Annotated in this window: 18 protein-coding genes; 11 read left to right on the forward strand and 7 right to left on the reverse strand. The window is 68.6% G+C overall.

Features of this window, described 5'->3' with window-relative positions; genetic code table 11:
* Nucleotides 1-2 precede the first annotated feature (2 nt).
* The 3 genes from A5706_RS29205 to A5706_RS29215 all read left to right on the forward strand — a co-directional run bounded on the left by A5706_RS29205 (nt 3) and on the right by A5706_RS29215 (nt 6064).
* Nucleotides 3-1361: a hypothetical protein gene (locus tag A5706_RS29205; protein WP_068139205.1), complete on the forward strand. Its 1359-nt coding sequence runs from the start codon at nt 3-5 to the stop codon at nt 1359-1361.
* Nucleotides 1362-1382: 21 nt separating this feature from the next.
* Nucleotides 1383-2768, forward strand: coding sequence for a hypothetical protein (locus A5706_RS29210; RefSeq protein WP_068139211.1), 1386 nt, complete (start codon nt 1383-1385; stop codon nt 2766-2768).
* A 173-nt stretch (nt 2769-2941) separates the two neighbouring features.
* Nucleotides 2942-6064: an RND family transporter gene (locus A5706_RS29215; RefSeq protein WP_082964716.1), complete on the forward strand. Its 3123-nt coding sequence runs from the start codon at nt 2942-2944 to the stop codon at nt 6062-6064.
* On the opposite strand, the gene A5706_RS29220 is transcribed toward A5706_RS29215, so the two are convergent.
* Entirely contained in the window at nt 5965-6468 is a 504-nt protein-coding gene (locus A5706_RS29220; protein WP_082964717.1) for a MarR family winged helix-turn-helix transcriptional regulator, read from the reverse strand. The two genes, A5706_RS29215 and A5706_RS29220, sit on opposite strands and share 100 nt — an antisense overlap.
* Before the next feature lie 101 nt (nt 6469-6569).
* On the opposite strand from A5706_RS29220, the gene A5706_RS29225 reads away from it, so the two are divergent.
* From A5706_RS29225 to A5706_RS29235, 3 genes are read left to right on the forward strand one after another with little or no spacing between them, the layout of a single operon-like run.
* Nucleotides 6570-7463, forward strand: a complete 894-nt coding sequence (locus A5706_RS29225) for an alpha/beta hydrolase (protein ID WP_068139212.1) — start codon at nt 6570-6572, stop codon at nt 7461-7463.
* Entirely contained in the window at nt 7460-8452 is a 993-nt protein-coding gene (locus A5706_RS33345; protein WP_068139216.1) for a saccharopine dehydrogenase NADP-binding domain-containing protein, read from the forward strand. The genes A5706_RS29225 and A5706_RS33345 overlap by 4 nt, the downstream gene beginning before the upstream one ends.
* Nucleotides 8449-9198: an MBL fold metallo-hydrolase gene (locus A5706_RS29235; protein ID WP_068139219.1), complete on the forward strand. Its 750-nt coding sequence runs from the start codon at nt 8449-8451 to the stop codon at nt 9196-9198. The genes A5706_RS33345 and A5706_RS29235 overlap by 4 nt, the downstream gene beginning before the upstream one ends.
* A 93-nt stretch (nt 9199-9291) precedes the next feature.
* On the opposite strand, the gene A5706_RS29240 is transcribed toward A5706_RS29235, so the two are convergent.
* The gene (locus A5706_RS29240) at nt 9292-9975 is read right to left on the reverse strand and encodes a response regulator (protein ID WP_068139222.1); all 684 of its coding nucleotides are present in this window, start codon (nt 9973-9975) and stop codon (nt 9292-9294) included.
* A complete protein-coding gene (locus A5706_RS29245; RefSeq protein WP_197518025.1) occupies nt 9957-11642 on the reverse strand; it encodes an ATP-binding protein in 1686 nt (561 codons plus the stop codon). Before A5706_RS29245 ends, A5706_RS29240 begins: the two co-directional genes overlap by 19 nt.
* A gap of 85 nt (nt 11643-11727) precedes the next feature.
* Between A5706_RS29245 and A5706_RS29250 the strand changes: the two genes are divergently transcribed.
* The gene (locus A5706_RS29250) at nt 11728-12630 is read left to right on the forward strand and encodes an NAD(P)-dependent oxidoreductase (protein WP_068139226.1); all 903 of its coding nucleotides are present in this window, start codon (nt 11728-11730) and stop codon (nt 12628-12630) included.
* Between the two features lie 9 nt (nt 12631-12639).
* Here the strand turns inward: A5706_RS29250 and A5706_RS29255 are convergent, their stop codons facing one another.
* Nucleotides 12640-13461 carry an alpha/beta fold hydrolase gene (locus tag A5706_RS29255; protein ID WP_068139229.1) on the reverse strand — a complete coding sequence of 274 codons (822 nt, stop codon included), beginning with the start codon at nt 13459-13461 and terminating at the stop codon, nt 12640-12642.
* 119 nt (nt 13462-13580) lie between these two features.
* A complete protein-coding gene (locus tag A5706_RS29260; protein WP_068139230.1) occupies nt 13581-14147 on the reverse strand; it encodes a TetR family transcriptional regulator in 567 nt (188 codons plus the stop codon).
* 81 nt (nt 14148-14228) lie between these two features.
* Between A5706_RS29260 and A5706_RS29265 the strand changes: the two genes are divergently transcribed.
* The 4 genes from A5706_RS29265 to A5706_RS29280 are packed head-to-tail and all read left to right on the forward strand — an operon-like array spanning nt 14229 to nt 16779.
* Complete coding sequence (locus A5706_RS29265) at nt 14229-15041, forward strand: class I SAM-dependent methyltransferase (RefSeq protein WP_068139233.1); 813 nt, start codon at nt 14229-14231, stop codon at nt 15039-15041.
* Nucleotides 15034-15888, forward strand: a complete 855-nt coding sequence (locus A5706_RS29270) for a lysophospholipid acyltransferase family protein (protein WP_068139236.1) — start codon at nt 15034-15036, stop codon at nt 15886-15888. The genes A5706_RS29265 and A5706_RS29270 overlap by 8 nt, the downstream gene beginning before the upstream one ends.
* Before the next feature lie 29 nt (nt 15889-15917).
* Nucleotides 15918-16364 carry a helix-turn-helix transcriptional regulator gene (locus A5706_RS29275; protein ID WP_068139341.1) on the forward strand — a complete coding sequence of 149 codons (447 nt, stop codon included), beginning with the start codon at nt 15918-15920 and terminating at the stop codon, nt 16362-16364.
* A 4-nt stretch (nt 16365-16368) separates the two neighbouring features.
* Nucleotides 16369-16779 (forward strand): VOC family protein, encoded by a 411-nt coding sequence (locus tag A5706_RS29280; protein ID WP_068110528.1) that lies wholly within the window; start codon nt 16369-16371, stop codon nt 16777-16779.
* Between the two features lie 67 nt (nt 16780-16846).
* Here A5706_RS29280 and A5706_RS29285 read toward each other — a convergent pair whose 3' ends face one another.
* Nucleotides 16847-17101 (reverse strand): hypothetical protein, encoded by a 255-nt coding sequence (locus A5706_RS29285; protein ID WP_068106171.1) that lies wholly within the window; start codon nt 17099-17101, stop codon nt 16847-16849.
* A gap of 96 nt (nt 17102-17197) precedes the next feature.
* Entirely contained in the window at nt 17198-18640 is a 1443-nt protein-coding gene (locus A5706_RS29290) for an amino acid permease (protein WP_068139239.1), read from the reverse strand.
* Between the last annotated feature and the right edge of the window lie 42 nt (nt 18641-18682).

Here is an 18682-nt window from a genome sequence, read left to right on the forward strand (position 1 = left end):
AAATGAACAACCTACTCGATCTGTTCGACCAGACCGTCTTCCGCTTCGAGGAGGCGACCAACGTCACCAGCGTGGGGCAGTGCGTCTGGGTCTACAACCGCGCCATCGACCTCGACGGCCTGCGGCGGTTCCACCGCCACCTGCAGCGGGGACGGTTTTCGCGGCGCATCGAACGCTCGCCCCTGCCGTTCGGCCGCCACCGCTGGGTGTCGCCCAGCCACGAGTCCGAGCTCGAGATCGTCGCGACGCCCCGGCCCCGCGAGGAATTCGACGCCTGGCTGCGCGAGCAGGCCGCCACGCGGCTGGACGCCGAGCGCGGGCCCGGCTGGCACCTGGCGGTGCTCCCGTTCATCGACGGCGGCGCCGGCGTGAGCCTGGTCGGCCTGCACAGCCTGGCCGACGGCATGGCGGGCTGCCTCGCGGTGGTGGAAGCGGCGTGCGGTTACGACGGCGCCATCGACTGGCCCGCCGAGGGGTCGCGCCGGCGGTGGCAGGCCCTGCGCGAGGACGCCCGCCAGGCCGCGCGCGACCTTCCCAGCGTCGGACGCGCCATGGTCGCGGCGGCCGCCGCGGCCCGACTGGCGCGGCGCAACCGCGTTGGCGCCGCACCGGCCGGCCACCGGCCCGTGCCCGTGGCAGTGGACGGGCCCATCACCATCCCGACAGCGACGTTCTTCATCGACGCCGACGAGTGGGACGCCCGCGCGGAGGCGCTCGGTGGGACGAGCAACGCGCTGCTCGCGGGCGTCGCCGCCCGCCTCGCCGAGCGGGTGGGACGGGTCGGTGCGGACGGTTCGGTCACCCTGTCGATACCCGTCAGCGAGCGCACCGCGAACGACACCCGCGCCAACGCCGTGGCCAACGTCGACGTCGTCGTCGACCCGGCGCCAGCGGCGACGGACCTGGGCCAGATCCGCGCGGCCATCAAGCAGGCGTTGATCCAGCGTCACGAGACGCCCGACGAGCGGGAGGCGCTGTTGCCCCTGGTTCCGCTGCTGTCGAAGCGGCTCGCCAGGCGATGCGTCGGCGTCGCCACCGGCAACGCGACCGGTGTCGTCTCGTCCAACATCGGTGCCGCCCCGGCGGCGGTGAACCGGCCGGACGGCACTGACGCCGACTTCGTCTGGGTGACGTCCCTTTACCCGGGCATGACCAAGGCGACGCTGCATCGCATCGGCGGGGTGCTGGCCCTGCTCTCGGCGCGGGTGAACGGACAGGTGTTCATCTCGGTGCAGGCGTATCAGCCGGGGCGCTCCAACTCGAAGGAGATTCTGCACCAAGCCCTTTCGAGCGCCCTGGGAGAATTCTCGCTCAACCTCATCGATGACTGGTCGCGTCCCCTTGCGGCCCAAGCGATCTGACCAGACAAGGATTTGAAGACAATGAACAACACACTCGACCTGTTCGACCAGACCTGCTCCAGCCTGGACCGGGCGACCGGTGTCCTCGGCCTGCTGCAGTGCGTCTGGGTGTACGACCGGGAGATCGACATCGAAGGCCTGCGGCGATTTCACCGAAACCTGCTGCGGGGCCGGCTATCGCGGCGCATCGAACGATCCGCCCTGCCCTTCGGCCGCGACCGCTGGGTCTCGACAAGCGGCCGGTCCCGGCTGGAGATCGTCACGACGCCGAGGCCGCGCGAGGAGTTCGACGCCTGGCTGCGCGAGCAGGCGGCGACGCCGCTGGACACCGAGCGCGGACCCGAATGGCACCTGGCAATGCTGCCGTTCACCGAAGGCGGCGCGGGCGTCAGCCTGGTCATCCCGCACGCCCTCACCGACGGCATCGGCCTGTGCGATGCGCTGGAGGACGCCGCTTGCGGCCGTCCCGATCCGCTCAGCTGGCCCGCCGCGGCATCCCGCCCACGGTGGCAGGCGCTGCGCGAGGACGTTCACCAGACCGCGCGCGACATCCCGGGCATCGGCCGGGCCCTGGCGAACCTGGCGCGACAGGCCCGGGCCGGGGTCACCCAGTCCGACGCAGCCACCCCGCCACCGGCGCGTCTACCCGCCGGCCCGGACCAATCCATCACGCTCCCAACGGAAACGGTGTTCGTCGACGCCGGCGAGTGGGATGCCCGCGCGGCGGCACTCGGCGGGACCAGCAACACCCTGCTCGCGGGGCTGGCCGCTCGGCTCGCCCGCCGCGCGGGACGCGTCACCCCGGACGGCCGGGTCGCCTTGGCGATACCCGTCAACGAACGCACCCCCGCTGACACCCGCGCCAACGCCGTCGCCAACGCAGACGTCACCGTCGACCCCACACCCGCGGCGACCGACCTGCGCGACATCCGCGCCGCGACCAAGCGCGCGCTGACGCGGCTGCGGGACGCCCCCGACGGGCGGCGTGAATTGCTGCCCCTCGTTCCCCTGATGCCGCGGCGCCTGATCAGGCGCATCGTCGGCGTGGCCGCCGGGAGCCCAACTGCCGTCGTCGCGTCCAACATCGGTGACCTCAACCCGGGCGCATGCCGCCCGGACGGCACCGACGCCGACCACTTCGCCATCAAAGCTCCCCATCCCGACGCGACCGCGGCCGTCATGGACCGGTTCGGCGGCATGCTGTCCCTGGCCTCGGGGCGGTGGAATGGACAGGTCTTCGTCTCCGTCGTTGCCTACCAGCAGGGCCGGCTCAACTCGAATGAGGCGTTGCGGCAGGACCTTTCGGACGCGCTGGGTGACTTTTCGCTCGACGCCACGATCGGCTTTGCGTGCCCTCGCATCGAGACTGCGCTCAGCGCACCTCTGTGTGGGTCCACCACACTCTGAGCGCAGTCTCGGCGCCACCACCACCGCCACGCGCGAGCACAACGCGCAAAACCGTGGAATCGCGGCTAATTCCGACTATCGCCGACAAGCGAGACGCGGCCACCGGCGGCGCCATAAGTTCCGTGTAACCGAGGCGAAAGTCATTCCCGGCCCGACTATGAGGGGTTTTCACCATGACCAACGAGTCCGCTAAGTCGTCCGCTAGTTCCAGGGCAGGCACCGGCGCATTTTGGGCGCTGGGCCGCGTCGTCGTGCGCGCGCCCTGGCTCATGATCGCCGCCTGGGCCGCCGTGGTGGCGGTGCTGGCCGTGGCTTTCCCACCGCTGACGAAGGTGGTCGAAGGCCAGACGGTGCAACCGCTGCCGCCCAAGGCGATGGCCGCGGCCGAGCAGATGGCCAAGGACTTCGGGGAATCCGCCCAGAACGTGCTGATCGTCGTGCTCACCGACAAGCGGGGTCTGCAGCCGGCCGACGAGGACGTATACCGCAGGCTGGCGGTCACATTGCGGGACGACACCCGCGATGTGACCGGCGTGCAGGACGTCGCGACCACGCCCGCGCTCCGCCCGCTGATGGTCAGCGCGGATAACAAGGCGTTCTACCTCGCGGTGATGCTGCGCGCGCCCGCCGGGTCCCCCGAGTCTTCGAGGGCATACCAACGGATCACGGACACCGTCAAGCACTCCACCGCGGGCACGACGCTGACCGCGGACGTGACCGGGCAGGCCGCCATGGTTGGTGACATGTCGCTGGTGACCGCCCGCGACTTGCACATCACCGAGATTGTCACCGCGTTGTTCGTGCTGATCATCCTGCTCGTGATCTACCGGCGGCCCGTGACCGTCTTGCTGCCGTTGATCACCATCGGGGTTTCGGTGGCGTCGGCCCAGGGCGTGGTGTCCGCGCTGACTCAGGTCGGGCTCGGCATCTCCGCGCTGACGATCGGGCTGATGACGGCCATGATCTTCGGCGCCGGCACCGACTACGCCGTGTTCCTGATCAGCCGCTACCACGAGTACATCCGGTCCGGCGTCGAGTCCGACCTGGCCGTGCAAAAGGCGCTCAGTTCCATCGGGGAGGTGATCGCCGGGTCCGCGGCCACCGTGGCCGTCACGTTCCTCGGCATGGTCTTCACCCGCCTGCCCGCGTTCACGAGTATCGGGCCGGCGCTTGCCATTTCGATCGCGATTGCGTTCCTCGCCGCCGTCACGCTGCTGCCGGCCATCCTGGTGCTGGCCGGCCGGCGCGGTTGGGTGGCGCCGCGCCCGCCGTTGACCGGACGCCTGTGGCAGCGTTCCGCCGTCCACCTGGTCCGCCGCCCCAAAACGCATCTGCTGGTGAGCCTTTCGGTGTTGATCGCGCTTGCCGGGTGCGCGGCCTTCCTTCGGCCAACTTTCAACGACCGCCTGCAGTTGCCGCGGTCGGCGCCGAGCAACGTCGGCTTCACCGCGATGGAGAACCACTTTTCGACGAGTGCCCTGCTGCCGCAATACATCTACATCCGCTCGCCGCAGGATCTGCGGACGTCGCGCGCCCTGGCCGACCTGGATCAGATGGCGCAACGCGTGTCACAGTTGCCCAACATCGCCGCGGTGCGGGGCATCACGCGGCCCGACGGCCACCCTCTCGATCAGGCCAAGCTCAGCTCCCAGGCCGGGGCGGTCGGTTCCAAGCTCGAGGACGCCTCGACGCAGATCAGCGACCGCACCGGCGACCTCGACGCGCTGACCCGCGGCGCCGACCAATTGGCGGCAAGCCTCGCCGAGATCCGCGATCAGCTCCGCGGCGCCAGCGGTCCCATGACCCAGCTCAGCGCGACGCTGAGCCAGGTCCAGCAGCAGCTCGGCGCGGCGGCCAACCTGCTGGACAACGTGCGCGGGCTGGCGAACGGGTCGGTGTCGACGCTGGCCGACGCCGTCGCCGCCGCGGGGTTGGCGGAACCGCCCGCGGCACAAGGCGTGCAGTCGGCGGTGCAGAGCCTGACCACGCTGTTGGCGACGGCATCCAACAGCCTGCGGGCGGCCGGCGGCAACACCGCCGGCACGGCGCAGAAGATCGCCGGCCTGCAATCCGCCGCCGACCAGCTGGCCGACGGCAGCCGGCGCCTCGCCGACGGTGTGCGGACACTCGTCGACCAAACCAAGCGGATGGGCACCGGAATGAACCAGGCGGCCGACGTGCTGCTGTCGATGAAGCGTGACGCGACAGGGCAGTCCATGGCGGGCATGTACATCCCGCCGCAGGTACTGAGCTCGAACGACTTCAGGAACGCCGCCAGGCTGTTCATCTCGCCCGACGGGCATTCCGCGCGCTACCTGGTCGAAACGAAGTTCGACCCGTTCAGCACGGCCGCCATGGATCAGGTCGCGTCGATCCTCGACACGGCGCGCGGCGCGCAGCCCAACACCTCGCTCTCGGACGCGTCGATATCGATGGTCGGCACGACCGCGATGTACAGCGCGATTCGCGGCTACTACGACCACGATGTTCGATTGATCGTGGCGATGACGCTGCTGATCGTCTTCGTGATCCTCATCCTGCTGCTGCGCGCGATCGTGGCGCCGCTGTATCTTATTGCCTCCGTTGTGATTTCATTTCTGTCGGCGATGGGCGTGGGGGTGGTCTTCTTCCAGTTCGTGCTCCATCAGCAGATCTACTGGAACGTGCAGGCCACGGCGTTCATCGTGTTGGTCGCCGTCGGGGCGGACTACAACCTGCTGCTGATCACGCGGATTCGGGAGGAGTCGCGCACTGGCGTGCGCTCGGGCATCATCCGCGCGGTCCGCTCGACGGGTGGCGTCATCACCTCGGCCGGCATCATCTTCGCCGCATCGATGTCCGGCTTGCTGTTCGGCAGCCTCTCGACCATGGTGCAGACCGGATTCATCATCGGCATGGGCATCTTGATCGACACCTTCGTGGTTCGCACCGTGACCGTGCCGGCCCTGGCGGCATTGATCGGAAAGGCGAATTGGTGGCCTTCCAGGACGAAAGCGAGCGTCGCCAGGATTTCGGTCGTGCCAGCCGGCAACTGCATTCACGGCGACACCTCTCACGCCCTGGCCACGAGCAACATTCGCCGTTCCGCGGCGCATCGGCGGCACGAGCTGTCTCCGCACGGCGAAGGGACACGCCGCGTGCCCGTCGCGGGGACCCGGCCGCGGCGGGGGACCGGCGGTGCGCCGTTCGCCCCGGGCTATCCACCCTCGGCGGGGAATCGCAAAGCCAAGGCGTCGCCCGCGCTGGTATCGGTGAGCAATTTGCGCAGCAGGGCGGTCAGGTCACCGATCTCCTGAGGCGTCAGATGCGCGGCGATGTGATCACGCAGCCCGCCGTGCTTGACCACCTCGTCGACGGTCTCATCGCCCAACGCGGTCAACGTCAGTGTCACGGTGCGTCTGTCTTCTTCGCCGCGCTCGCGTGAGATGTAGCCGCGTTGCACGAGGGTGTCGACGAGGCGGCTGGGGCTTCCCGTTTCACAGACCAACCGCTTCCCGAGCTCGGCCAGTGTGAGCGGGCCATGCTGCTTCACCACCTCGAGCACCTCGGCTTGGGCCGGGGTCAGTCCGGTCTCCCGCAAGCTGGTGGCCATCATCCGACCGCCCTCTCGCTGGGCGCCGAGGATGAGGTAGCGGATGCGGTCGAGGTCCGCGGCCGGCCTCGGCGGTACCCGGTGTGCTTGCCGCACCGTTTGCTTCATGACGTCGATATCCCCTCTTGACACCTGCTCCCGACCCAGCGTATCAATGACGCATCATTAGTGATATGTCATTAATTGACGTAACATGAATCGAGGGTCTGATGCTCGAAACCGTTGAGTTCGCCAGTCAAGGATTGATGCTGCGGGGATGGTTGGAGCGCCCCGACACAGCGGACAAAGCACCGGCGGTGGTGATGGCGCATGGCTTCGGTGGCCTGAAGGATTGGTTGCGGCCGCAATCGGCCGCCCTGGCCGAGGCAGGCATCGCCACGCTGGTTTACGACCATGCCCACTTCGGTGACAGCGACGGCACGCCGCGACAGCACATCGATCCCGCGGCCCAAGTGCGCGGTTACCGCGATGCCATCACCTTCCTGTCGGCCCAGCCGGGCATCGACGCCGATCGAATCGGGTTGTGGGGAACCAGCCTCGCGGGCGCCCTCGTCATGGTTGTCGGCGCGGTTGACACCCGGGTGAAGGCGGTGGTGTCGCAAATCCCCATGGTCGACCCGAATGCCACGCTGCGGCGGATGATTCCCGAGTCCGCCGTGGCCGGGTTGCTCGCGCAGATCACCGCCGACCGGACGGCACGCTACGCCGGCGCGGACTACGGGACGATCCCCATCTCCGGGCCGGGGCCCGAGGTCGCCCTGCCCGATCCCGAGACGGCCGACTTCATCGCGGCCCACGCGGCCGCCGAGCCGAACTTTCGCAACGAAATCACCTTGGCCAGCATCGATCTGCTGCTCGAGTTCACGCCATACGCGTTGCTGCCGCACATCAGCCCACGGCCCCTGCTGATGACCATCGCCGACAACGACACCCTCTGCCCGACCGACCTGGCGCTCGCCGCCTACGAGACCGCCCGCGAGCCCAAGCAGCTGCACCTTGTTCCCGGCACTCACCATGCGCCCTACGGCGAACAGTTCGAAGCGGCGATCGGTCGCCAGGCGTCGTTCCTGCGGACCCACCTCGCGAACGGCGCGGCCGCATGAGCGCCGACCACGTTCTCCTGCTGGGGGCGACCGGTGTTTCCGGGCGCAACATCGCGCGCCGCCTGCACGACCACGGCCTGGCGCTGACGCTGGCGGCCCGCGACCGCACCCGCCTCGACGAGATGGCCGATGCGCTGGCGGGTTCGCGGGTGTTGGCCGGCGACCTCCTCGATCCGGGGACACTTCCGGACTCCGTCGCCCTCGTCGTCAACACCGTCGGACCGTTCAGCACGCACGCGCAACCGATACGCCAGGCCTGCCTCGAGCAATCGGTTCCCTACCTGGAAATCGCGAATGAGCACGACGCCGTCCAACAGTCACTGTCCCTCGATTCGCATGCGCGCCAACGGCACATCCCGATGCTGACCGCGGTCGGCATGGGCCCGACGGTGGCCGAAGCCCTGCTTGCCGAGATCATAGCCGGCGCGAGCCAACCACCCGCCGATGTTCGGCTGATCACCGCTCCGGCGGGCGAGGTGCTCAGCCCGGGATTGCAGGCCACGTTCGCCGGCGCCATGGCCCGCGGTGCGATCTGGCTGGAGGACGGCGAGTTGCGCACGGCGCCGTTCGGTTCCGGCATGGCCGAGGTTCACTTGGGCGGCCGGAACCGGCCGGTCCTTCCCGCGCCAACCGCCGACGTCGTCGTCGCTCAGCGAATGACCAACGCGCGCAACGTGACAGGGTTCTTCGCGGCCCCGGGGGACCTCGCGGATGCCGGCGACGACTCCTATGTGTACGTCGAAGCGCGGTGGCCGGACGGGCGTCAGCGCGGGCGACAGGCCCGGATGGGCAACGGCAACGAGGTTTCGGCTGCCATCGTCACAGAGACCGCGATCCGCATCCTGGCAGCTGACCGAGCCGCGATCGCCGGCGCATGGACACCCGTCGGCCTCTTCGGGCCGACGGTCGTGTTCGACGCGGCTTCGATGGAGGACAGCGATGTAGCGCCCGAACAGGTCTGGGTGAAGACCGGCGAGGCCGTCGAGTGACCGCCGGCGCCGTCACCGTTCATCGGCTCGGCGACCGGCACGTCAACTTCTGGGCCGTCGCGGAGGGCGGCTGGGTGACACTCGTTGACGCCGGGGTACCCAGGCATTGGCAGCACTTCGTCGCCACCCTCAACGCGGCCGGCTACGGCATCGAGCACATCAGCGCAATCGTCTTGACCCACGCGCATTTTGACCACCTCGGGTTGGCAGCCCGCATACAGCGCGTCACCGGCGCGCGCATCTGGGTCCACCACGCCGACGCGTCGCTTGCCGCCCGGCCCCGGGAGGTCCGGACGTACACGCCATCGGAGCGCCCGGTATTGCCGTACCTGCTGCGTCATCCCTCGGCGATCCGGGCGCCACTGCACTTCGCGAGGATGGGCGCGCTGAAAACCCAGGGTGTCGCCGAAGTCAGCACGATCACCTCGGATGGTGAACTCGACGTCCCCGGCCGGCTGCACGCCTTCCACACCCCGGGACACACCCCCGGCAGCAGCGTCTACCTGCTCCCGGGCGGGACGGGAGCCTTCACCGGAGACGCCCTGGTGACCCACGACGCCGTCGGGCACCACCGCGGTCCCTGCGCAATCTGCCGGGGCATCACCCACGACGGTGAGCAGGCGCTGGCGTCGCTGCGCAAAATGACCCGGCTAGAGGCTGCTGTCGTTTATCCGGGCCACGGCGGGCCCACCGCCACAAGCCTTTCCGAGGCAGCGGCGGCCGCCGTTGACTACGGGGTTCACTGAGCCGAGCCCGACTCTCCGTTCATCGCCGAGACTGCGCACAGATCGCGTTCGGTCGGAAAAATCGCGCGCTGAGCGCAGTCTCGGCGAGACGCCTCATCGCAGCGGGCGGGCGGGCCGCTTGTCCTTTGCCGCGAATTCCTGCTCGGGCCGTCCCGTCGTGCCGTACCGCAACCCGACGGAGACGTCGCCCGTGGTGGCCAGGCCCGCGAGATATCGTTGGGCGGTTGCCCGCGATATCCCGATCGCGGCGGACACCTCGGCGGCCGACATGGGTTTTTCCGAGGCGCGCAAGGCTTGCAGCACAAGCTGTTTGGTGGAGGAAGCCGCGAGGGTGGGCGGTGCCGCGGGAGCGACCCGGGGACGCAGCGCATCGAGTGCCGCGTCCACGTCGGTGGAGCTGAGGTTGGGGCTCGCCAGGATCTTGCGGTAGCGCGCGTAGCCGGCCAACCGCGCGGCCAGCTCGGTCGTGGCGAACGGCTTGACGAGGAAGCTCAGCGCGCCCGCCGACATCGCGGCGCGGATGGTGGCCGCCTCGGTCGCCGCCGTCAATACCATGCTGTCCCCGTGCAATTCGCGGACGAAGTCGATTCCTGAACCGTCTGGCAGGTACACGTCGACCAGGGCGAGGTCGACGGCCGGGGCCTCCCGCGCTGCCGCCAACGTGTTCACGGTGGCGGTCACCGTGAAGCCCGGCAGCGTGTTGACCACCTCGGCGTGCAGGTTGGCGACGCGGAAGTCGTCGTCGACCACGAGCACCGTCAGGTCTGCGTCGCCCATTGCGCCTCCTCAACCATCACGCCCGGAAGCCGGGCGATGAATTCCGCACCGCGCAGCGCCAACTCCGGATTGCCGGGACTCGCCAGCCACAGCTCACCCCCGAGCGCGCGGCTGATCTGCCGCGACAATGCCAGCCCGATGCCGCGGCCGCCCGGAATGCCGGAGTCCGGCTTGGTCGAGGTTCCCTCGGTGAAAAGGTGCTCGACGAAGTCGGGCGCGACGCCATCACCGCTGTCGGCCACCGTGATGTGCAGCGTTGTACCCTCTTGCAGCAGTTCGACTTCCACCTGTTTGGTGGGATTGTCGCTCGTGCGAGCCGCGTCGATGGCGTTGTCGAGCAGGTTCCCGACGACGGTGGTGACGTCGACCGGCAGCACGAGCCGACCGGACACCCAGGTGTTTTCACCGATCGTCAGCGTCACGCCGGCCTCGCGGGCGGCGGCGCCCTTGGCCGCCAGGAACGCCTGCAGGTAGGCATCGCGGATGGCGTCGATGCCGGGCAGCGCGGATCCCAGCGGGCCCGACCCGAGGAGTTCTTCGAGATATTGCAGCCCCTCCTCGACGTGGCCGCCGTGCAACAGCCCGGTCAGTAGGTGCAGGCGGTTGGCGAACTCGTGGCGCTGGGCGCGCAGCACCGTGCTCATCACCTGCACGGCGTCGAGCTGGCGGGTCAGCGACTCGACGTCGGTTCGGTCCCGCACCACCAAAACCGTTCCCAGCGGGCGTCCTTCGCGCGACACGGGCCGAGCCGAAACCACGACGATGCGCTCGCCGACCGTCGCCAACGCGGGGGTCGCATCGGACGCGTTCAACACGTCGAGCACGCGCGGGGTCAACCCGATCTCGTCGACGGGGCGGCCCGTTTCATTGCCGATCTCGAGCAGCCGGCACGCCTCGTCGTTGACGAAGGTCGTCTTGCCGGACGTGTCGGTGGCGAGCACACCCTCACCGATGCCCTGCAACACCGCCGCCTGGCTGCGCACCAGCTCGGTGATCTCGGCCGGCCGCAAACCCAGGGTCAGCCCTCGCCACCGGCGGGCCAGTAGCACCGAGCCGGCGATCGAGATCAGCAGCAGGGCGCCGGCCATCGCGCCCAGCACGACCAGGTTCTTCGAAAACTGCTCATCGAAAGCCTTGGTGGAGAGGCCGACGATGACCACCCCCAGCACCCGATTGGAACCCGGCTCGAACACCGGGACTTTCGCGACGATCGCGCGCCCGAGAACCGTGTTGTCGTGCGATGTCATCTCATGTCCGGCCAGCGATGGTGCGATGTCGGCCTGGACAGGAAGACCCAACCTGTCGCGTTGCGGATCCGCGACCCTGATGCCGCTTGCGTTGGCGATGACGACGAACGCCACATGGGTGCGCTGTTGAACCCGGGTTGCAACGCCCTGGATCGGACCGGTGGCAAGTTCGGCGACCAGTTCCGGGCTCGGGGTCAGCGGCCCGTTGTCGTAACGAGCGATGTTGGTGATCACCGTGGGGGACGAGGCCACCACACGGGCGATATCGGTGGAGTGGACGTGGTATTGACTGTCCAGGCGCGCGCGGTTGAAAACGGCGAACAACACGAAGGCGATGATCAGTGTCAGCGTCACGACGACGAGCTGCAGAACCAACACCTGCGTGGCGAGTCGCAAGTCGATGCGACCCCTGGCGGCCATGGAAGGGACCCTACCGCGCGGGTGAGCACAATGCGCGAAAGTCGATCATCGTCTACACGCCGCGGCGCTCACCTACTATCAGCGCATGCGCGGATCCAAGATCCTGATCACCGGCCCGACCGGTCAACTGGCCACCCCCATCGCCCTGGCGCTCGCGCCGGACAACGAGGTGTGGGGCGTCGCCCGCTTCACCAATCCCGCGGCGCGGGAAGGCCTCGAGAAGGCCGGTGTCCGGTGCGAGACGGTCGACCTGGCGGCCGGGGACTTCACCGGTCTCCCAACCGATTTCGAGTACGTCCTCAACCTGGCGGTGGCCAAGAGCGGGGACTGGGACACCGACCTCGGCGCCAACGCCGAGTCGGTCGGCCTGCTGATGGCGCACTGCCGCGGGGCGAAGGCCTTCCTGCACTGCTCGTCGGCCGCCGTGTACGACCCGCCCGGTGACGAACCGCGGACCGAGCGGTCCGCCCTGGGCGACAACCACAAGTTTCTGTTCCCCACGTACTCGATTTCCAAGGTCGCGGGGGAGGTCGTCGCCCGGTCGATGGCGCGCATCCTCGACGTGCCCACCGTCATCGCCCGCCTCAACGTCCCCTACGGGAACAACGGCGGGTGGCCGTACTACCACATGGAGATGATGCTGGCCGGCATCCCGATCCCGGTCCCGCCCGGCGGACCGGCGCAATACAACCCGATCCACGAGGACGACATCATCGCGACGCTACCGAAGCTGCTCGACGTGGCGTCGGTCCCGGCGACGACGGTCAACTGGTGCGGCGACCAAACCGTCAGCCTCCAGGAGTGGTGTGGCTACCTCGGCTCGCTGGTCGGCAAGGAGCCCGTCTTCACCGAGGACGCGCATGCGCTGCGCGGCAACCCCACCGACCTGACCCGCATGCACGAGCTCATCGGCGGCACGACGGTCGACTGGCAGGACGGGATGCGCCGACTGGCCGCGAAGTTCCACCCCGAGCTGGTGAGCGCCTAGACCTCGCGATCACAGGTGGGCCAAGAGCCGTTCGGCGAAGGTCCCGGGATGTTCCCGGTGCATGAAATGCCCACCGGGGACCTCCTCCACGACGTACTCGTTCTCGAACATGCGCGCGGCGCCGCGGTAGTCGGACGGCTCGGCGACCGGGTCGTCCAGCCCCGCGAAGACAACCGTCGGGACCCTGATCTTCGCCCTCAGTGATGCGCTGGGGACGGGGGAGAGCTTGCGGTAGTAGCCGAACGCCGCGTTCAGGCTCGCCGGGTTTGCGAAGCTGGCGCGGACGGCATCGAACTCGTGCGGATCCGGGTTCCAGGTCGGCGACCAGCGCCGGCAAATCGCCGGTAGGGCGGCAAAGTCGTTGCGCGCGAAGCGCTTCGGTGCGCCGGGCAGCTTGTACGCCGCGAAGTGGCGGACGCCCCACAGTTTCTTCAGCGTCGGCTTGAGCGCCGCCGGGTGCGGAATGCCAACGACGAACAGCTTTTTGACGCGATCCGGTCCGAGCGCGGCGGCGCCGTAGGCGGCCGAGGCTCCCCAGTCGTGCCCGACGACGATGGCCTCGCGGGCGCCGAGCGCTTCGATCAGCGCGAGCGGATCGCGCGCCAACGTTTCTTGGTCGGCGTCGCGGGCGGGGATCGCGCTGGGATGGTATCCGCGCATATACGGGCTGACCGCGCGATAGCCCTGCGCGGCCAGCCGCGGGCGCAGATCGTCCCAGGTGTGCGAGGTGTCGGGGAACCCGTGCAGCAACAGGACGAGCGGTCCTGAACCGTCCTCGAGGTAGGCGAATCTCAGCCCGTTGGCTTCGACGAAACGGATCTCATCGGCCATGGCCTGGGACACTACGCGCTTTGCGTTGGGACGGACCCCCTCGAGCGTGAAACTCACGACGCGACACGCCGAGAACGCGTCGCGCCGTTCACGTTCGGCGGCTAGGGGCCCGGCGGCCCTCAACGGGGTTTGACGATGCGGGCCGCCGCCTCGACGGCAGCGGCGCGCCGGCTGGCGATAACCGCCTTGTTGGTGGTGGCCGCCGCAGGGTCGGGCCAGTGCGCCCACGCCAGGGCGATCGCAAAGAGGAGAACCAGCAGCTGCTGCGGGTCCCACGCCGGGTCGACATGGCCGTCGGCCTGCGCCTGCGCCAGCGCGGCGATGGCCCGCTCGGGCGGGTGCTCCTCGTCGAATTCCGGGATGTCCAGCGGGAAGCCTTCCAGCCGGGCCCACGTGATCATGCGATCGTGCTCGGGCCGGCTCTGCGCCAGGTCGAAGATGCCGCCGACGAACTCGGGCACCGCGTCGGGGCGCAGCTCCACGGCCCGGAAAAACTCCGCGCCGTCGGTGGCGACCACGTCGCGAAACAGGGTCTCCTTGTCGCCGAAATGCGCGTACAGCCGTTCCTTGCTCGCGCTGGCGGCACGCGCGATCCGGTCGATGCGCGCCCCCGCCAAGCCGTACTGAGCGAACTCCGCGCGGGCGGCGGCGAGTATCTCGCCGCGGAGCTCTGTCTTCGATCTCACAGGAACATCATAAGCAGACGAACTGGTTCGTTTGTTATGGTGGCTCAAGAACGGGCTGACGAAACGAGAAGGAGAGCCGTGATGGTGACGACAGACACTCTGGACCAGGCGATCGCGACGATGCCGAGGGGTGGGCCCGACGCGTCGTGGCTGGATCGCCGATTCGAAACCGACGCGCTGGAGTACCTGGACAGCGACGACGTGGCCGACGAGGTCAAGCAGAAGGTCATCAGGATGCTCGACCGGATGGGCACGCTGACCAAGCAGCACGAGAAGTACGCGCGCACCGCACTCGACGTCGTCGCCGACGTCCCCAACCCGCGCATCCTGGAAATCGGCGCCGGCCACGGAAAGCTCTCGGCCCAGATTCTCAAGCTCCACTCGACCGCCACCGTCACCGTCAGCGACGTGAACCCGCATTCGGTGGCCAACATCGCCGCGGGGGAGCTGGGGCACCACCCCCGGGCGCGCACCCAGGTGATTGACGCGACGGCGATCGACGCCGCCGACGGCAGCTACGACCTCGTCGTCTTCGCGCTGGCGTTCCACCACCTCCCGCCGGCGGTCGCGACCCGCGCCATCGCCGAGGCCACCCGCGTGGCCAAGCGGTTCCTCGTCATCGACCTCAAACGGCGGAGCCCGCTGGCCACCATGCTGTTTCCCGTTTTCGCGCTGCCCCTGAATCTGGTGCTGATGCCGTGGTCGTCGATTCAGCCCGGGCTGCACGACGGGTTCATCAGCGCGCTGCGCGCCTACAGCCCGTCGGCGATGGAGGCCCTGGGCCGCGCCGCCGACCCGCGGATGAACATCGAGCTGCTGCCCAGCCCGACGCGATTCGGCCCGCCGTCACTCACCGTCGTATTCTCCCGCCCGCGAGCGGACGACCGTGGCTGACAACACCGACCTGGCCGCGATCACGAAGCCAAGCGCGCGGGTGCAGACATTGCGTCGAGCCCTCGACGAGGTGAGCGACCGGCTCCGCCCGGTTATCGACCTTTCCCGGCCCTACGTCGACGGCGTCGAACGCCTGCCCGCGGATGGGCGATTCCTGTTGGTGGGCAACCACACTCAGTTCGGCTCCGAGGTCTTCTTGATCTCCGATACCGTGCGGCGCACCATCGGGGCCCGGGTGCGACCATTGGCCGAACGGGGTTTCGGGCGCATGCGGGGACTGCCCGGCGACCTGATCGCGGCGTATGGCGCCGTGGTCGGCGCACCGGAGACCGCCCGCGAACTGATGCGAAACGACGAGACCATCCTCGTGTTTCCCGGGGGCGGCCGCGAGATCGCCAAGTTCAAGGGTGAGGAGTACCGGCTGCGCTGGCAGGGACGCGCGGGGTTCGCGCGACTGTCGATCGAGAACGGCTACCCGATCGTGCCGGCCGGTCTCGTCGGCGGCGACGACGTCTATCGCAGCCTGACCACGCGCGACAGCGCCTACGGACGGTTCAGTGCGACGCTGGGCCGCAGGCTGAACGGGCGCGCGGACATGGCGATGCCGTTGCTGCGGGGGATCGGGCCAACCCTGATTCCCCGGCCGCAGCGCATGTATCTCCGGTTCGGTTCGCCGATCGACACCAGCAGGCCGCTGGGCGTCACGGAGCAGGAGTGGGTGGACATCGTCAAGGACCAGACGCAACGGGCGCTGGAGAACATCCTGCGTGACCTGCGGCGGCTGCGGGAAACCGATCCGTATCGCGGCCTCAACCCGCTGGCGTGGCACCGGGCGACGACGCCGTAAGTGCCTGGCCGCGTGGCAGTATCGGCTGGGTGACCGGTAGCTCCGCCGAGCAACGGCTGCGCGACCTCGCGCTGCTGCGTCGCGTCCGCGACCGCATCGACCGGGACTACGCGCAGCCACTGGACGTCGAGGCGCTCGCGCGCGGGGTGCACATGTCCGCCGGGCACCTCAGTCGCGAATTTCGGCGCGCTTACGGCGAATCGCCGTACTCGTACCTGATGACGAGGCGCATCGAGCGCGCGATGGCGCTGCTGCGCCGCGGCGACCTCAGCGTCACCGAGGTTTGCTTCGCGGTCGGCTGCTCATCGTTGGGCACCTTCAGCACCCGCTTCACGGAGCTGGTCGGCATGCCGCCCAGCGTGTTTCGCAGGCGTGCGGCCGACCCGACGGCGGGGATAGCGCCGTGCGTCGCGAAGCAAGTCAGCAGACCGATCAGGAATCGAGAAGCGCCCCTGACGCGGCCGAACCTAACCTGACGCCATGGACATCACGATTCATTCGAGCATGCTTCCGCACGACGACCCGGAGGCCTCGCTGGCCTTCTATCGGGACACCCTCGGCTTCGAGGTTCGCCTCGACGTCGGGCAGGGCAAGATGCGCTGGATCACGGTCGGGCCGCCGAACCAGCCCGACACGTCCATCGTGCTGAGCCCGCCGGCCGCCAACCCGGGCATCACCGACGACGAGCGACGCACCATCGCCGAGATGATGGCCAAGGGGACCTACGCCATGCTCATGCTGGCCACCAAGGACCTCGACGGCGCGTTCGAGCGGCTGCAGGCCGCCGACGCCGAAATCGTCCAGGAGCCAACCGAACAGCCGTACGGGCTGCGCGACTGCGCGGTGCGCGATCCCGCCGGGAACCTGATCCGCATCCAGCAGATCCGCTGAGCCCCACAAAGGGAAAAGTCCCGAACCCACTTAGGGTTCGGGACTTTTCGACCGCAGCGTGCGCGAGTCACGACTCCCTGAAGTAGCGGGTCAGGAACCCGAAGGCGACGACCCCCGCGATGACGCCGATCACGCCCCAGAGCAGCACCTGAGGAATCATCGCCCCGGTGACCCAATTGAACGTCATCGCGAGGTAGAGCCCCCAGAACACGCGGTACAGGCACCAGAGGGCAACCAACGCGTTGCCGATCCCGATGTACAGGCTGCGCTGACGGTCGACGCGGTTGATCTGCTGTTCGAGGGCGGCGGGAACAAGCTTCATTTCTGACTTCCTTTCAGGTGGCGCCGCCGGGTTGGCGTCGTCGTTGCGACAAGTACAGAGGCCGCGATTCGCTACCGATCCCAAGAACCGCCGGTGTCACGCGGCGGGCGCGGGCTCGGCGGTGTCGCCGACGGTCTTGTTCATCTCGGCCTGGAACCGGCGATACGTCTCGGCGCGCCCGGGCCGGCGCCGCACCACCAGCCACCCGGCGGCGAGCACCACGAACCAGAGGGGAAACCACGCCAGGGCGATCGCGGTCTCGCGTTCGGTGCACAGCGTCCAGATCACGAACGCGAAAAAGCCGAGGATGGCCCAGCACATCGCCACGCCGGCCGGCATCTTGTAGGACGAGTCGTCATGGCGTCGCGGGTGCCGGCGCCGGTAGACGAGGTAGCTGGCGACGATCACCGCCCACACGAACATGAACAACAGCGACGCGACCGTGGTCACCAACGTGAACGCGCCCATGACCGAACCGCCGATGTAGAGCAGCGGGATGGAGGTCAGCAGCAGCGCCGCGGTGAGGAAGAGGGCCACCGACGGCACGCCGTGACGGTTCAGGCGCCGAAAGGGCGACGGGGCGCTTCCGTTGTCGGCCAGGCCGAACAGCATGCGACCGGTGGAGAACACGCCGGAGTTGGCCGACGAGGCGGCGGCCGTGGTCACCACGAAGTTGACGATCGACGCCGCGGCGCCGAGTCCCGCCAGCGCGAACATCGTCACGAACGGGGACTGGCCGCCGGCGAAGTGCCGCCACGGGACGACGGTGAGGATCGCCAGCAGCGCACCGATGTAGAAGATCGCCACCCGAATGGGAACCGCGTTGATGGCGCGGGGAAGGGTGCGGCGCGGATCCGCCGTTTCGGCCGCCGCGGCGCCAACGAGTTCCACCCCGACGAACGCGAAGAACGCGATCTGAAACCCGCCGACCACTCCCATGAACCCCGTCGCGAAGAACCCGCCGTCGTTCCACAAGTTCTCGACCGTCGCCCGATTGCCTTGCGGCGAAACAAAATCCGTCGCCGCCAGCACGACGCCAACGACGATGAGGCACCCGATCGCCGCGACCTTGATCAGGGCGAACCAGAACTCCATCTCCCCGAAGTTGCGCACGCTGGACAAGTTCAACACCAGGATCACGCAGCCGGTCACCAGCGGCGGCAGCCACAACGGCACGTCGGGCCACCAGAACCTCGCGTAGCCGGCGATCGCAACGATCTCGGCGATGCCCGTGACAATCCAGGCGAACCAATACGACCAGCCGACGAAAAAGCCCGCGGCGGGCCCCAATAGGTCGGCGGCGAAATCGACGAACGACTTGTAGTTCAGGTTCGACAGCAGCAGTTCGCCCATCGCGCGTAGCACGAAGAACACGAAAAAGCCGATGATCGCGTACACCAGCAGCACCGCCGGGCCGGCCAGCGAAATCGTCTTTCCGCTCCCCATGAAAAGCCCGGTGCCGATCGCCCCGCCGATCGCGATCAACTGGATGTGACGGTTGGCGAGACCCCGGCGCAGTTGCGGTGCGGCGGATGTCATGGCGAAGACATTAGAGGCGAGGGCGCCGGCCCGCGACAGTTG

This window comes from Mycobacterium sp. E796 (assembly GCF_001672815.1).
Classification (GTDB): Bacteria; Actinomycetota; Actinomycetes; order Mycobacteriales; family Mycobacteriaceae; genus Mycobacterium.

What these genes read in the sequence shown, in the direction of transcription:
- A5706_RS29205 (WP_068139205.1), top strand. Translation starts at nt 3, where the DNA reads ATGAACAACCTACTCGATCTGTTCGACCAGACCGTCTTCCGCTTCGAG.
- A5706_RS29210 (WP_068139211.1), top strand. Translation starts at nt 1,383, where the DNA reads ATGAACAACACACTCGACCTGTTCGACCAGACCTGCTCCAGCCTGGAC.
- A5706_RS29215 (WP_082964716.1), top strand. Translation starts at nt 2,942, where the DNA reads ATGACCAACGAGTCCGCTAAGTCGTCCGCTAGTTCCAGGGCAGGCACC.
- A5706_RS29220 (WP_082964717.1), bottom strand. Translation starts at nt 6,468, where the DNA reads ATGAAGCAAACGGTGCGGCAAGCACACCGGGTACCGCCGAGGCCGGCC.
- A5706_RS29225 (WP_068139212.1), top strand. Translation starts at nt 6,570, where the DNA reads ATGCTCGAAACCGTTGAGTTCGCCAGTCAAGGATTGATGCTGCGGGGA.
- A5706_RS33345 (WP_068139216.1), top strand. Translation starts at nt 7,460, where the DNA reads ATGAGCGCCGACCACGTTCTCCTGCTGGGGGCGACCGGTGTTTCCGGG.
- A5706_RS29240 (WP_068139222.1), bottom strand. Translation starts at nt 9,975, where the DNA reads ATGGGCGACGCAGACCTGACGGTGCTCGTGGTCGACGACGACTTCCGC.
- A5706_RS29245 (WP_197518025.1), bottom strand. Translation starts at nt 11,642, where the DNA reads ATGGCCGCCAGGGGTCGCATCGACTTGCGACTCGCCACGCAGGTGTTG.
- A5706_RS29250 (WP_068139226.1), top strand. Translation starts at nt 11,728, where the DNA reads ATGCGCGGATCCAAGATCCTGATCACCGGCCCGACCGGTCAACTGGCC.
- A5706_RS29255 (WP_068139229.1), bottom strand. Translation starts at nt 13,461, where the DNA reads ATGGCCGATGAGATCCGTTTCGTCGAAGCCAACGGGCTGAGATTCGCC.
- A5706_RS29265 (WP_068139233.1), top strand. Translation starts at nt 14,229, where the DNA reads ATGGTGACGACAGACACTCTGGACCAGGCGATCGCGACGATGCCGAGG.
- A5706_RS29280 (WP_068110528.1), top strand. Translation starts at nt 16,369, where the DNA reads ATGGACATCACGATTCATTCGAGCATGCTTCCGCACGACGACCCGGAG.
- A5706_RS29285 (WP_068106171.1), bottom strand. Translation starts at nt 17,101, where the DNA reads ATGAAGCTTGTTCCCGCCGCCCTCGAACAGCAGATCAACCGCGTCGAC.
- A5706_RS29290 (WP_068139239.1), bottom strand. Translation starts at nt 18,640, where the DNA reads ATGACATCCGCCGCACCGCAACTGCGCCGGGGTCTCGCCAACCGTCAC.